Origin of the sequence: Paenibacillus sp. FSL H7-0442 (genome assembly GCF_038593105.1) — a bacterium.
In the GTDB taxonomy this organism is placed as follows: Bacteria; Bacillota; Bacilli; order Paenibacillales; family Paenibacillaceae; genus Paenibacillus; species Paenibacillus polymyxa_D.
Genome location: NZ_CP151963.1, coordinates 2,684,411 through 2,698,271, shown reverse-complemented (window position 1 = coordinate 2,698,271; position 13,861 = coordinate 2,684,411). Strand labels below are relative to the sequence as shown.

Genomic DNA, 13,861 nt, shown 5'->3' with positions numbered 1-13,861 from the left:
AAACTAAATTCGCTGGATTTTTGGAATAACTCAGGGTGTAATCTGGATAAGCCAACTAGCCTTCTTGGAAGCGAGAAATGTAGCTGCATGTGGAATCGGCCGATAAGAGGATTTAGTACATATAACTGCGCCCGCAAGATTGGAAGGAGCAGTAGAAGGCTATTTGTCGGCTGAACCACTATAAACTGTGCTTAATTTCGATGTCGCCCTAATACCATTGGGACCTTCAATAATAATACGACCTTGTTCCGTAAAACTTGTTCCTTCCCAGTCAGTAGCCATATCCAAATAATCGAGACCCGCGCTGTTTCCTTTCCAAGACCATGCTAGATAACCTACCCCCTTTTGCTCAGCGTAACTCATAATGGTAGCCTCATCAACATCACCGCTCGTATGCTTGATGCCGAATTCGCCAATCACAAGAGCCAGGTTTTTATTCAGTACATTATCCATGTTGCTTTTTACTGTAGCAGCATTTCCACCGGCATATTCATACATATGAATAGAGAACATCGTATTTTTAAGCGGATCTGCATTAAAGACTTCTGTTCCGTAGTCAAAAATAGATTGCGGATACTGTCCCCATCCTGCTCCGTCAACCATGATTGTGTTTTTGATGCCGGCATTTCTAAGCTTGGGTATAACAGACTTATAGCCTTGCGCCCAGCCTCCGCCATCCCATGTTCCATACCATTCGTTCGCAATATTGAGGATAACGGTGCTTTCTTTTCCAATGAGTGCACCTTTCATTTCAATCCAGTAATTCGCAATATTATTCAATACAGTAGCGCTATCAGACCCTGTACCATCATGTACTTCAAGGACAACAACCAATTTGTTTTGCTCTGACAAAGTGATTAAATTCTGTAACTCAGACAGATTGTTTTTTGTCCATTGCTGACCATCCGACAGTACGATTCTGATGGTGTTCGCTCCCGTTCTCGCAATGGCAGGGATCGCTGCTGACTCTTGACCCTTATACCATGTATAAGCGTGATTGATTCCTCTCATTACGAACGGATTTCCGTTGGCATCGTACAGCGTTGTTCCGTTAATATAAAAGCCTGTATTCTCAGAGGTAGCATTTGTCGTCACATTTGTGATATTGCTTGTTGTTGAAACATTCCCTGCCGTATCCCTGGCTTTTACTGTGAAGCTATACGTTGTATTGGCGGTAAGTCCTGTCACCGTATAACTTGTCGTGTCGGTTGAATCGACTAATGTTGTTCCATTATACACATCGTAGCTGGTAACCCCTACATCGTCTGTTGAAGCATCCCATATAAGACTTACCGAAGTGTTTGTTTTGGAAAAGCTTTTCAGGTTCGCTGGTGCCGTTGGTGCTGTCGTATCAGCGGTGGATTCGACAAGCGTAAACTTCCATTTCTGCTGATCATTTCCGTTATCCACCCATTGCTGTACATTTGCCCCATCATTAGTATAACCCCCGATTACATCCAGCGCTTTACCGCTAGATTTAACGAGCAACTTATAATATCCGCCGCCGACGCTAATAATCTTCCACTTTTGATTAGATAAGTCGTTGTCTGTCCATTGCTGCACATTAGCACCATCTTCGAGAGAACCTCCAGCTACTGTTAATGCTTTACCGCTGGATTGCACAATCAGTTTATAGTATCCATCGCCAACGTCGATCACTTTCCATTTCTGCTGGGGTCTGCCGCTGTCCGTCCACTGCTGCACCTTGGCTCCATCGGCAGTGGAGTTTCCTGCTACCTCTAGGTTTTTTCTGCTATGTTGTGCTGTTAGTTTATAAATTTCACCTGAAACAATACTTGTGTCGGATGCGCTAGTGTTCACATCAATCACATTGCTTGCAGCCGACGCGTTCCCAGCAGCATCTCTGGCTTTCACATAAAAGCTGTACGCCATGTTAGCTGTTAAGCCGGTAACGATAAAGGACGTAGACGCACTGGAGCCTATGAGGTTTGATCCGTTGTAGATGTCGTATTCGGCAACCCCTACATTGTCTGTAGATTCCGTCCACTCTAAGCTTACCGTCGTATCAGATATAGAGGAACTAGTCAGGCCGGAGGGCGCTGTTGGAGGTGTGTTATCCCCCGGTTCGTCGGCTGAATGCACCTCGAATTCCCAGAGGGAATATCCGTAGCCAGTAGCCCTTTCGATGCCGTTCATTCTTACATACCTTGCGTTTGTTGCTTCGAAAGATATCTTCTCAATTCCTCCCTCTCCAGTCGTAGTGGAATAGACGGTAGCCCAATGATCATTATCCGTTGATGTTTGAACTTGGAAGGACTTCGCATAAGCCGCTTCCCAGTTAAGCGTAACCCCATTGATTTCGGTAGTATTGCCGAGATCTACACTTATCCACTGTGGATCTGAATATTGTGAAGACCATCTAGTTAGCGAATTCCCGTCAATCGCAAAATCAGCCGCCTTACTCGAATCTTCGACGGAGCTTGCAGTTGCCGATTTGGTGAGAACAAGGCTTTCGGAAGCGCTCACATTTTTGATCGGCAACAGACTAATAAGCAGACCAAACAAAATCAAACATGTTATGGTTTTTTTCATCTCAAAACCTCCAATTCATATAAATAAACAACTGCTTGATTAGTCCTGTATTATTCATCTTGAAGTTCACTAATTTACCTAAATTGTCTTTTCTAGGTCGACCCTCCCTTCATAGTTTTCTATTCAAATCTTCATCCCAAAGGCTTAATAAAGGCTCCTCCTTTAACCGCTTTCATTTAGAGTTACATCACTTATTTCGCTTCGATTGATTTTCTATATCGTCCTCCAGAGATAAAATTCATCAAAGCGACCTAAAGCATATATATTTTTGTCCTCCAGCACTATTCCTTGATTAATAAAAAGTTTTAAAATCTATTTGAAAAACTCATAACAATGCGCCTGAATCATGCAAATTATTTAATAGCTGTTATTGTAACTCCCTAAAAGAAACGTTTTTTAAAGAGACTATGAGCTAATGATCAATTATTCAGCAAATGAAGCAAGTGAACCGCCTTCCCACATTTCCCACTAATTCAGTGTCAAACCATCATTATAAAGATTATAGGCACCTTTGAAGGCTTACTATAAATTTTATCCAAAACAAAAAAGCCGCCAAAATGGCGACTTCTTATGCGTATATATTGTTGTCTCTCCTTGCAGTGCTGATGATGTTAACCAAGCCATAGTGAACAAAATAGCCTATACTTAACACACTCCATTCCAGTCATCCCCTTTGTCCAAACGCTCTCTAGGCTCTAACCTCACTTCTGGCAATCCTGGATAAACAGGCATTTCTTCATATATTGGGTAACCGATTTCAACGTACTTTTACATAATAAGACGCTTCTGTAATTAGTTTTAAGATCCATTATAGGGGATATTCGCCTAATGTGCAGCTTCCGAAAAGTACAAGCGGAGTAGAACCAGACAAACTGTAAGCAGATCATTGTTCTCTTATAATCCGTGTATGAACTTAGTTATTTAATATAGGTATCTCTCCAAGCAGATTTTTTAAATTAATAGAATCCCACGGCATATGCTCCGTTATACCTAAGCCAACTACATCTGTTTCTTCAGATAGTTCTCTAATCAGATTAAGTAGTTGGGGCATTTGCATTGTTCCCGCAGGAGAATAATTATAAGGTGCTTCAGGGTTGGCGAATAATAAAGAACGAAATGCTTTTGGGTCAAGCACATCTAAATCAAGGTGAATAGCCAGATGCTTAATGCCACTTTCTTTAATCCACTCTTTTATAGATTCAGTACTGTTTGTTAACTCTTGAGCTTCTGCAGTTTTAATCCCTAGTCTTTGAATCACTTCTGTATCTGGTTCTGTTGGTGCTATACCTAGTCTTTGAAACGCTTCTGAAATCACTTCTATTTCTTGCTCTGTAGGAGTTGCTAATCCTGCGATAAAAACATTTTCTGGTTTTAGAGGGATTTTCACATGCTTTGCGAATTCCTCATCTCCTTCTCCCAACAGATTTCCGAGCGGTAATGTATGTCCGTTATCATAGCCTACATATCTAACTAAATCACTGTGAGCATCGATCCAAATTAAACCTAATTCCCCACCATATCGTTCGTTTAAATAGGCAAATGGAGCTTGTTCCACTAAGCAGTCACCACCAAACATTACAATGCGATCTGGCTTATGAGCATCAATGATATGCTGAGCAGCCTCTAATTGTTCAAGTAGCTGTGTTCTCCCATTCATACCGTTTTCGTTTTCAAGTGGAGTTCCATCATAAGCTTGAACTGGAACATGAATAAGGGGTTGATCATTATCCGGAGCTAGCCAAGCAAGCAGTTCGGCTCCAAAAGAGTAATTAGGATTGTTTCCCCCTTGCCATTGTGGCATTAACAGGCGTATTGTTTTTTTAGTCATGTTATTCTCTCCTTTACTTCAAAAGTAAGGTTAGTATAAACTGAACACAAATAAAAACGTAGTACGCACTATTTTGATAGGTACTACCCGAAAGGATATTGTTACCATGAGTATGGCTGAATTTAAAGGTAAAGTTAAAAATATTCAAGATACACCTTTTGGTTATACAGTTTCATTGATTGGTGGTAAATGGAAAATGGTTATTATTTATCTTCTAGCCGAAAACCGAACCGTTCGCTTTAATGATCTGAAAAGACAGATAGGGGCTATTACTTATAAAACATTGAGTTCACAACTAAAAGAATTGGAAGCGGATGGTCTGGTAAATCGTAAAGAATATCCTCAAATTCCCCCTAAAGTCGAGTACAGTCTCACAGATAAAGCAGAAACGCTATTACCAGTTTTGGAAGGGTTATGTGAGTGGGGAACAAAAAACCAAAATAGTTAAATCCAGTTTTATACTAAAAAGCCCATATGCGAAAAGTATGCTGAAGATGCCGTATTCCTTATTCTCCAACGGAAGAGACAGCATACAGCCGTTCTGCAAATTCTATTATCTTAATTATCGCATCAAGCCAGATTTATCTCCCGAATCACTTCAAGCGGAACCTTCGGTTTTCGGTCTTCCGTCAACATTGACTTCCTGCTGTACATCGGTTACCTGTGTATAGCAATAGCCCGAGAGATAGGGGGGTCGCTTTAATTGCTCCGGTGATTGCACGGAAACGTTCGATAGAAGCTTCGACTGAATAAAGGAAATGCTGTTGTTTACGATGCTTTCCTTTTCCTGATATCGCCCCAAAAACTCTTCGCCCGTTTCCACATAATCATGAAGAGTTAAAAATATCCGAGACCCTATGCTCCCATCCGTCATTGGTAACCACCGGACGATACGGATCAATCGTCTTCGTCAGATGATAAATGGTTTGCGTGAACTGCTGCTGCCTTACATCATGTTCTATGGTCGATATGCCACACGATTCATTGAACGGGACCCAAGTTATGATGCTTGGATGATTGTACTACTGCGGCACGATTTCCAGCCATTCCTTCGTAAAGCGGCTAACCGCCTGGTCATTGAACTCAAAGGTCGACGTCATTTCTGACCAGACGAGCATGCCTTTCACATCACACCAATATAAAAAGCGTCAATAATATTGTATTAAATTATTAATTTTGTATTAAATACCGATCATGTTCGATTTCTCTGGTTCAAGAACCCATAGGAAAGACAGCGATTATTGAGCCGAACCCTGCACAAAAAAGCACACGTTATTTCCTTGCTTTATGCAATAAAAAGCCACTGATCTTCGGATTAAGACCAGCGGCTGATGCTCTCTTCATTTTAAACTTTCTTTAATACCCATACTCCATACGGTTCCAAAGGTACGGTACCCGTAAGCCTGCTACCGGAAAGGAGCTCCTCCGTCTCAACACTCAGTTTAACCTGAGCCGTTTCTCCGCTGTAATTCAATAGAAATACCAGCTCTTCTTGTACATCCGCACGAATAGCAACTTCTACCGTCGAAGGAGCTTGGCACCACCCCGCAAGCGGAGATGCCACCGGCAGCTGTCTTAGAAGCTCAGCCGCTATCGGTAAGTCAAAAGCTGCGCCCCAATAGTAGACCAGTCCCTCGCCAACACGATTGACGGTCAAGGCCGGTTTTCCTTCATAGTAGCTTGATGCGTACTCTGCAAGTACTTCTACCGTATCAGCATGAACATTCAAAATGTCGTTGAAGTCTGGAGCCCAAAAATCAAGGGCTTGTTCCTTAAACCGCACCGATACAGGTGATGCCGTCCCATTTACCATCGTAAAGTCCTCTACATGAACGCCACTCATTTCGGCTGCAGGCCCTGGGAGTAGCTGCATACGGCAGTGACCAAACTCGTTCTTATAACCGGTGCGGCAACCGAAGATCAGGATGCCCCCATCCTCTACATACTTCTGCAACATAGCTGCTGTACTGTCTCTTAGGATCGCCGGATGCGTGTATACCAACACCTTGTAATTTCCCAGTTCCCGCAGCTGCTCTGATTCCATACCCGGACGGATTGTAACCATATCCGAAGGTATATGTCCATACTGCAGTGCCTTGTACCAGCCGAGCTCACTTTGCTTTGTCAAGGGACCATACCATTTATCCAACTCGCCATCCCACTCGTTATCATAATCGCGAAGTAGAGCAACTTCTGCCACGTAGCGTTTGCCAAGAATCCGTCCTCCAACCTTTTGCAGCTCCTTTCCGACGCGGCCTGCTTCTGCGACCCGACGATTCGGCTGATTATGATAATCATTAATTCCATGCCAGTACATTTCTGTACCAAACGTTGCCGTTCTCCAGCGGAAATACAAAATCATGTCTGCCCCGTGAGCAATGCTTTGGTAGGTCCACAATCGCATCTGCCCCGGACGCGGGGATGGCATCTCCATCCTGTTCACCCATCCTCCCGGACCGGATTGCTGCTCCATCACGCAGAAATTTGGTGACATCCCTCTGACGTTACTTAAAGAAAGCCCCCACTTGCGATCCAGCAATGGCATCTCCCCTTGGTCCGGATAAATGGTACTGAATTGAGGGTAAGAATCGTACGAGAAAAAATCAAGTAATTGATCCGTCATCCTATGACTATCCAAATGCCCGAATACACCGTTGGTTGTCACCCACTGATTAGGCGCCACTGACCGAAGGATGTCCACTTGTAGTTTGGCAAACGAAATGGTGTTATCGGATATAAACCGTTTCTCGTCCAAAGACTGATGAGGGTTCGTTGACCCGGATACGGTTGGACGAGTTAGATGAACCTGCTTCCAGCTGTCATAAGTTTGATTCCAGAATACAGTACCCCAGGTCTTATTGAGTTGCTCCAACGTACCGTATTTTTCCTCTAGCCAGCATCGGAAGGCCTGATGATCTGCCTCGGCATAAAAAACATTTATCTCGCAGTTCAGCTCATTATCAATTTGCCAACCCATGATGGCCGGATGATCTTTGTAATGTTGTGCCATCTCTCTTGTAATACGTGCGCAAAGCTCCAAATAAATGGGACTACTGTAGTTATAATGCCGACGCTGACCATGTTGGAACGTGACCCCCTCCATAGACACATTCAGCACCTCTGGATACTTATAAGTAAGCCATGCCGGAGGCGTAGCTGTTGGTGTGCCCATGATCACTTGAATCCCGATCGCGTCTGCCTGCTCCAAGAAACGGTCAAACAGCGTGAAGTCGAACTTTCCTTCCTCCGGCTCGAAGATCGACCAAGCAAATTCCCCAATCCGAATGACGCTGAAGCCCAGTTCCTTCATTCTTATGAGATCGTCCGACCACAACGATTCGTCCCAGTGTTCAGGATAATAACAAGCTCCCAAATGAAAGCGATCTAAAGATAAGGATTTCGGCATGCTCCAATTCTCCTTCAGTAGAAGTGATAGTACAAAAATGTGATTCTCTTATAATTGTATCTATTGTAATATAGGAATAAAAGGATTAGAATAACTCGATTTTGCTAAATGAATTACTTTTTTGCTAACTTACTCAAGGAGATGGATACATGATTAAAATAGATTGTTATCTTCCTTCACCCATTCTAAATAAAGGTATACTGTTTCCCGAATCGTTAGGGCATTACAAGAATTTCCCCAATCATGGGGAGCGAAGGAATGCAGGATTACTGATAGAATACAATTTACATATCATTTTTGCAGGCAAAGGCGCTATTGTGCATGATGGGAAGGAAATCGAGCTTACTCCTGGCATGGGCTTTCTTTTCGGCAAGCATACGACACAGCAATATCGAACTAAACCCGAGGATCCCTGGGATGTCCGATGGATTCATTTTGACGGGCAAGATGTAGATTCGCTATTACAAGGCCGAAGCATGCACGAACCGTATCTGTTCTCGCTCCACCGGCCAGAACGTTTAAAACCGCTGATGGAAGAAATGTTGCAACTTGCCCAAGCTTACCGTCACGACTATGATGTACGGATCTCTTCCCTGCTTTATGAAATTCTTCTGGAGATCGTCCACCATTCCAACCAAATTTTCGGGACCTCTCCCGGCGGCACCGTCCATGAGAGGATTCGTCATACGGCGGAATATATTCGTATGCAATGTCAGAACATGCTCGATTTGAAGACAATGGCTGCGACGTCAGGTTATAGCTCCTTTCATTTTAGCCGGCTCTTCCATCAGATCATGGGCAGTACCCCAGCTCAATATTTACTCCAATGCCGAATAACGCTGGCTAAACAGCTCCTTGTATCCACGGCACTCACTGTAAAGCAGATTGCACTGGAATCTGGTTTTCATCAAAGCAGCTATTTTATCAAGAGGTTTCGGGAGCAAACAGGTATCACACCGGAGCAGTTTCGTCAGCTAAGAAGGATGGGTTAGTCAATGCAAGAACTCCTTTAATAGCTAGGCAGGTGTGTAGGCAGCGTACAAATCGAAAACACAAATTTTGTAGTTGAATAAAGAATAAGCGGCCGCTTAGGACGTTTGATTAACATGTCCTACGCTACCGCTTCTGTTAATGTATTTTTTATTTCGCTTATATTATGGGATTATATTATCTGTTTGGATATCGCTCCGAAATATTCTACAACTACCTCACGGAATTCCAAAGCAGCCCGCGAAATATACCGACTTCTGTGCCATAATAAAGCGATCTCCCGTACCAATTCGTGATTTTCTACTTGGAGATATTTAAGATGTTCCCGTGAATTCCTTGCCGTGCTTGGTATGAAGGCTATGCCAATTTCAGCTTCCACAAGCGTACTAAGCCTTGCAGGTTCATCCCCCTCATACACATATTTAGGTACGAAACCTTCCGATTTGCATACAGAGTCCACTAAATCGCGAGTACCGTAGCCTCTCTTTACACCGACAAACCATTCATCCCTTAGATCTTTCAACGTTACACTGCTTCGATCTGCCAACCGATGCCCCTTTGGAACAGCTACAAGGATTGGGTCGATAAACACGATTTGGCATTCGATGTCATCTCCCTCTATTGGAGGTGAGGACAAGCAAAAATCGACCTCGCCTCTATGAAGAAGCGTTACCATTTCCTGCGTAGTCAGCATTTGCACATGAAATTGAATATAGGGTCGCTTTTTCCGAAACTCTCGCAGGATATTGGGTAATGTGCTAGCGGTGGTCACCGCCAATTCGAGAGTGCCATGTTCCGGGCTGGATAAATCACTAAGCTCCTGCTTCCCCTGCTCCAATTCAAATAAAGCCCTCTCTGCTCGATGAAGGAATCTGCTTCCGAACTCATTCAATCGCAGTTTCCTCCCTGTTCGATCGAATAGAGGAACCCCCAGATCTTCCTCCAGGCGTTGAATCGTTTTGCTCAGCGACGATTGAGTAACGTGCAGACTTCGTGCAGCTTCGGTCACATGTTCCAAACGAGCTACCGTCAGAAAATATTGCAGTTGAAGAAGTTCCATTATGCCCTCCATTAATTCCCTCAAGTCAATGAGATTATAACATCAAATGCGTTGGAATAAATAATCGATTTCAAGTACGATGACATTAATTCGCTATGGGGGGACCAGAAATGAGCGTTCGCAGCTGGTGGTTAATGATTTCAGTTGGTCTAGGGATACTATTGAACCCATTAAATTCTTCGATGGTTTCAGTTGCTATTCCAAGTCTACAAAATGTGTTCCATCTTGACTTTACAGGTGTTTCCTGGATTATTTTTTCTTTCTACATTGCAAGTAGCATCGCTCAACCTGTCATGGGTAAGGCCAGCGATTTATTTGGTCGTAGGAAGATATTCCTTACCGGGCTTGTTGTAGCCTTCATTGCATCATTATTAGCTCCATTATCACTAAATTTCGGGTGGCTCATCATGTTCCGCATTGTGCAATCCATCGGAACAAGCATGATGGTTGGAGTTGGAATGGCTATTGTTCGAATTCATATTACAGAGAAACAAGCAACTGCGTTGTCTGTTTTGTCCATATTCCTATCTGGAGCAGCAGCAATTGGCCCCTTTATTGGCGGGGTGTTGATTCATTGGTGGAATTGGCCTGCTATCTTTTTCATCAATATTCCGTTTGTGGTGGCCAGCTTTGTATTGGCTTGGAGGAATATTCCTAAGGACGAACTGCCAACATCCGTAGCACGCAACATGTCTTTTCGTAAATGGTTTGATTTGATTGATGCAACAGGGATTCTGCTCTTCACATTGGGTCTGGTTGCCCTGCTCGTTGGGTTACTCTCGGCAAAATCATCTGGGCATATCTCATTAGGAAATGTCATTGTCGGGCTGATAGGCTTCGTTGCGCTGGGGGCATTCGTACGACATGAGTTAAAAGCGACATCACCCTTCATTCCTTTACGCACATTCGCCAGTTACCCTGCGATGATTTGGATTAATGTCGAATTCATGCTCGTTAACGTACTATATTACTCGCTCTTTTTCGGGCTTCCGTCCTACTTGCAAATGGTACGTCATGTCAGCGAATTCCAAACAGGCATTCTCATGCTAAGCTTAGGCTTGTGCTCGCTAATTACTTCTCCCATTGCAGGACAATGGATCGATAAATCAGGACCCAGACCGGCATTGCTGGTGTCCGCAATTCTGATGACATTGGGGTCAGTGTGGCTGGTGACATTGAATCCAAATTCACCGGTTATCAGCGTGTGTTTGGCTTTAGCTGCATTCGGTATTAGCAACGGTTTGAACAATGTAGGTATGCAAGCAGCCCTGTTTCAAAGTTCTCCAAAAGAAATAATCGGTGTAGCATCCGGATTATTTAGCACATCAAGATATCTGGGAACCATTATCTCTTCATTATTGATAGGTATCGTAATGGGAGGTACATTTAGCTTCAAGGGATTTCAAATGCTTGGGATTATCCTCACGGTAATTGCATTGTCTTTGGTATTCATAAGTCGGCGGCACCAGAAGTCAGCGCAATTGCATGAGTCATAGGTTCACCAAGTTCATATCTCAAACCAATGTGTGGCACGGATCATCATGAACCAAATGTCATTTATCTGGCGTAAAGATGGTGTCTCCCCTCAAAATGGAAGGCTTTACGCAGGATGGTGGAAAGAAAGTTTATAAATAAACACTAGATAATCTAGGTACATCACATAAATCGAAGAAGGGAAGAATCCGAAAGAAAGAATAATATTTCCCCAGCTTTTGATATACTGGGAAAACTCTAGTAGCTTCAGGATTTTAATAAAAAGGAAGCTTTTTTGTTCGATTGAAAATTGGACAATCAAACAGGAAAACTTCCTCAACACATATTTAAATGATATTTTATTCGTCGTTTACATTAGTTAATCACAGTACATCACTATAATCTTTTAACTTCTTGGATACGAATCAGTCGTTTCTTGGTATTCTATCGGACAATACAACGTTTGATTTAATGTTTTTGGCTTAAAGATGGTTACAACAAAAAACGCCAATTTGGCGACTTTTTATACATAGTTGTTGTCCTTCGACAGTAATGAACGGTCAGGCGTCGCCATAGATATGTAACTAAGTAAGTAGAAAACTCCAAAGCAGTTCATCTCCTTATTCAGTTTCTTTGATGGCTACAATGCGCAAGCGGCTAGTGCCTATCATCCACTGACCACCTTGATCAAGGTTTGACTTAACTTTTGCCTCGATGGCGCGGTAGGTCGACCCTTTATCAGCAGATGTAACGTGATTCGCCCTCCCATTTCGTACTAAAAAACCGCTGATTTGTTCAGATCAGCGGTTTGAAATCTCAATTTTCCCACATATTCATCAACATACTTTTAGATTTGTTTATTTTCTGAATTCGGCTTATCAAAACCTAACAGCACTACCCTTTGAGGTGTAAATGAAGCCATTTGTTGAATCTTTTTTTGCTTTTATCTGATAATCATTGATCTAAAAATCACTTCGTTGTGGCCTCGTACAAACGCTGTAAAATGGTAACAGCTTCAGCCCGTGTGACTAGCGCTTTTGGGTGAAGGTATCCTTCATTAGCGGTAAGGACCCCCATCTTGGTTAGGGTGTAGAATGCTTCTGCCTTTTGATCCTGGGAATCTCCATCATAGGAGTACTCTTCTCCAGTCTTGTCGATGTACAGCACCGGATAGTAGGCCGAGAAATTATCATTGTAATTGGCTTGACGAACTTTCATATCCTTGTACTGCGCAGCTGCGGAGATCACTTCCTCAATCTCAGGATGAAGCGTCTGATTGGTATAATTCGTCCGAAGAGAGGCAATCATCATCACATCCCAGCGGGTCAGTGGTTTGTCAGGCTTGACATAGAATTGATAGTTTGGATATTTCCCCCCAACACTTTCAGCATACGGCCAAACATAGTCCCCGTTGAATATTGCTGCAAAATCTTTATTCGCCCAGTGTTTACGCGCATCCACAAAATCGGAAGATTCGCCGGAAGAACGATCAATTTCTAGAAAAAGCTTGTGAAACATATGTACAAATTCCGCTTTCGTTATGGTTTTGCTTGGCTTGAAGGTCCCATCTTCATAGCCCTTGACAATGCCCTTATCGACCATGGAACGAATCGATTCGGCAGCCCATTCATATTTTGTTCCTTCCACATCAGAAAACGTGTTTGCCGCGAAGGCAGATTGACCGAAAAACAGTGTCGTCGCAACCAACGGGGCGATAAGCCATTTCTTTTTCAACATCTCTTTCCACTTCCTTTAGGTAAAATTTATGTATAAAATAGTTCTCTAGACTCAATTTTATATCGGCATTTCAAAAGAAAATGATGATATTAATGAGAAAATAGCGTTGAACTATCGTTCTCAGTTACTTTAGCGAACCCACCCTCCAGTATTCGCATTCTTTTCTGCTAAACCCCTCCTACTTTCTTCATTTGATATTTCCAATAAAGCAATTCTTCATCCTTGTGACAAATTTGAAATCCTAACTTCAATAACAAATTCTTAGAGCTGATATTGTCAAGTACGCATCTTGCCGTTATGATTTGAACTTCTTCATGATTTAATGACCACTCTATTATTTTTTGAGCGACTTCATAGCAATAGCCTTTGCGGCGATGGCTTTCATTCGTTGCAAAACCGATCTCAATCATACCGTTCTGGTCAGGATCTCCTAAAAAACCAATCCCTCCAACAATTTCTTGGTTATCCTTATCTACAATGATCCAAGAATCAAAACCTCTAGTGCCATTATTTTTATCAGGCCCCGGCCATTCATCACTGGTTTTATAACCCAAAGCTTCAATAGCACCTATATCACGTCGGGCTGCTGCTTCGATTAAATTAAGATCAAGTGTTTTTAATAAGAGCCGATTCGTTTGAAGTTCATATATTGTCCACCTTTCTATTTACTTAGATTGAATCTTTCATTCAAGAAATCTGGTTGTATTTGATCCAATTGGAGTAATTCCCTTCTATCCCACTTTGCTAAAAATTGGAAAAGGGTAGGAATGAACATACGTCATTCCTACCCTCATATCAACTGCTATTTGGGCCA

Annotated in this window: 9 protein-coding genes and 1 pseudogene; 3 read left to right on the top strand and 7 right to left on the bottom strand. The window is 42.7% G+C overall.

Going from position 1 to position 13,861, the window contains the following annotated elements; translation table 11 throughout:
* Window positions 1-159: 159 nt before the first annotated feature.
* Together MHH57_RS12015 and MHH57_RS12010 are read right to left on the bottom strand one after the other, a co-directional pair.
* Complete coding sequence (locus MHH57_RS12015; protein WP_069011337.1) at window positions 160-2,553, bottom strand: cellulase family glycosylhydrolase; 2,394 nt, start codon at window positions 2,551-2,553, stop codon at window positions 160-162.
* A 913-nt stretch (window positions 2,554-3,466) separates the two neighbouring features.
* Complete coding sequence (locus tag MHH57_RS12010; protein ID WP_069011336.1) at window positions 3,467-4,381, bottom strand: arginase family protein; 915 nt, start codon at window positions 4,379-4,381, stop codon at window positions 3,467-3,469.
* 106 nt (window positions 4,382-4,487) lie between these two features.
* On the opposite strand from MHH57_RS12010, the gene MHH57_RS12005 reads away from it, so the two are divergent.
* The gene (locus MHH57_RS12005) at window positions 4,488-4,829 is read left to right on the top strand and encodes a helix-turn-helix domain-containing protein (protein WP_029518466.1); all 342 of its coding nucleotides are present in this window, start codon (window positions 4,488-4,490) and stop codon (window positions 4,827-4,829) included.
* Between the two features lie 122 nt (window positions 4,830-4,951).
* On the opposite strand, the pseudogene MHH57_RS12000 reads toward MHH57_RS12005, so the two are convergent.
* A pseudogene (locus tag MHH57_RS12000) lies at window positions 4,952-5,529 on the bottom strand (glycoside hydrolase family 2 TIM barrel-domain containing protein); the annotation flags it as partial.
* Between the two features lie 197 nt (window positions 5,530-5,726).
* Window positions 5,727-7,787 carry a beta-galactosidase gene (locus MHH57_RS11995; RefSeq protein ID WP_342435118.1) on the bottom strand — a complete coding sequence of 687 codons (2,061 nt, stop codon included), beginning with the start codon at window positions 7,785-7,787 and terminating at the stop codon, window positions 5,727-5,729.
* A 149-nt stretch (window positions 7,788-7,936) separates the two neighbouring features.
* Here MHH57_RS11995 and MHH57_RS11990 point away from each other — a divergent pair, with 149 nt between their 5' ends.
* Window positions 7,937-8,779: an AraC family transcriptional regulator gene (locus MHH57_RS11990; RefSeq protein ID WP_209950340.1), complete on the top strand. Its 843-nt coding sequence runs from the start codon at window positions 7,937-7,939 to the stop codon at window positions 8,777-8,779.
* Window positions 8,780-8,949: 170 nt separating this feature from the next.
* Here MHH57_RS11990 and MHH57_RS11985 read toward each other — a convergent pair whose 3' ends face one another.
* Window positions 8,950-9,837 (bottom strand): LysR family transcriptional regulator, encoded by an 888-nt coding sequence (locus tag MHH57_RS11985; RefSeq protein WP_342435117.1) that lies wholly within the window; start codon window positions 9,835-9,837, stop codon window positions 8,950-8,952.
* 110 nt (window positions 9,838-9,947) lie between these two features.
* Between MHH57_RS11985 and MHH57_RS11980 the strand changes: the two genes are divergently transcribed.
* On the top strand, window positions 9,948-11,333 hold the full coding sequence (locus MHH57_RS11980; protein ID WP_029518470.1) for an MFS transporter: 1,386 nt from the start codon (window positions 9,948-9,950) through the stop codon (window positions 11,331-11,333).
* 946 nt (window positions 11,334-12,279) lie between these two features.
* On the opposite strand, the gene MHH57_RS11975 is transcribed toward MHH57_RS11980, so the two are convergent.
* Window positions 12,280-13,047, bottom strand: coding sequence for an S-layer homology domain-containing protein (locus tag MHH57_RS11975; RefSeq protein ID WP_069011333.1), 768 nt, complete (start codon window positions 13,045-13,047; stop codon window positions 12,280-12,282).
* 167 nt (window positions 13,048-13,214) lie between these two features.
* Window positions 13,215-13,697 (bottom strand): GNAT family N-acetyltransferase, encoded by a 483-nt coding sequence (locus tag MHH57_RS11970; protein ID WP_069011332.1) that lies wholly within the window; start codon window positions 13,695-13,697, stop codon window positions 13,215-13,217.
* Between the last annotated feature and the right edge of the window lie 164 nt (window positions 13,698-13,861).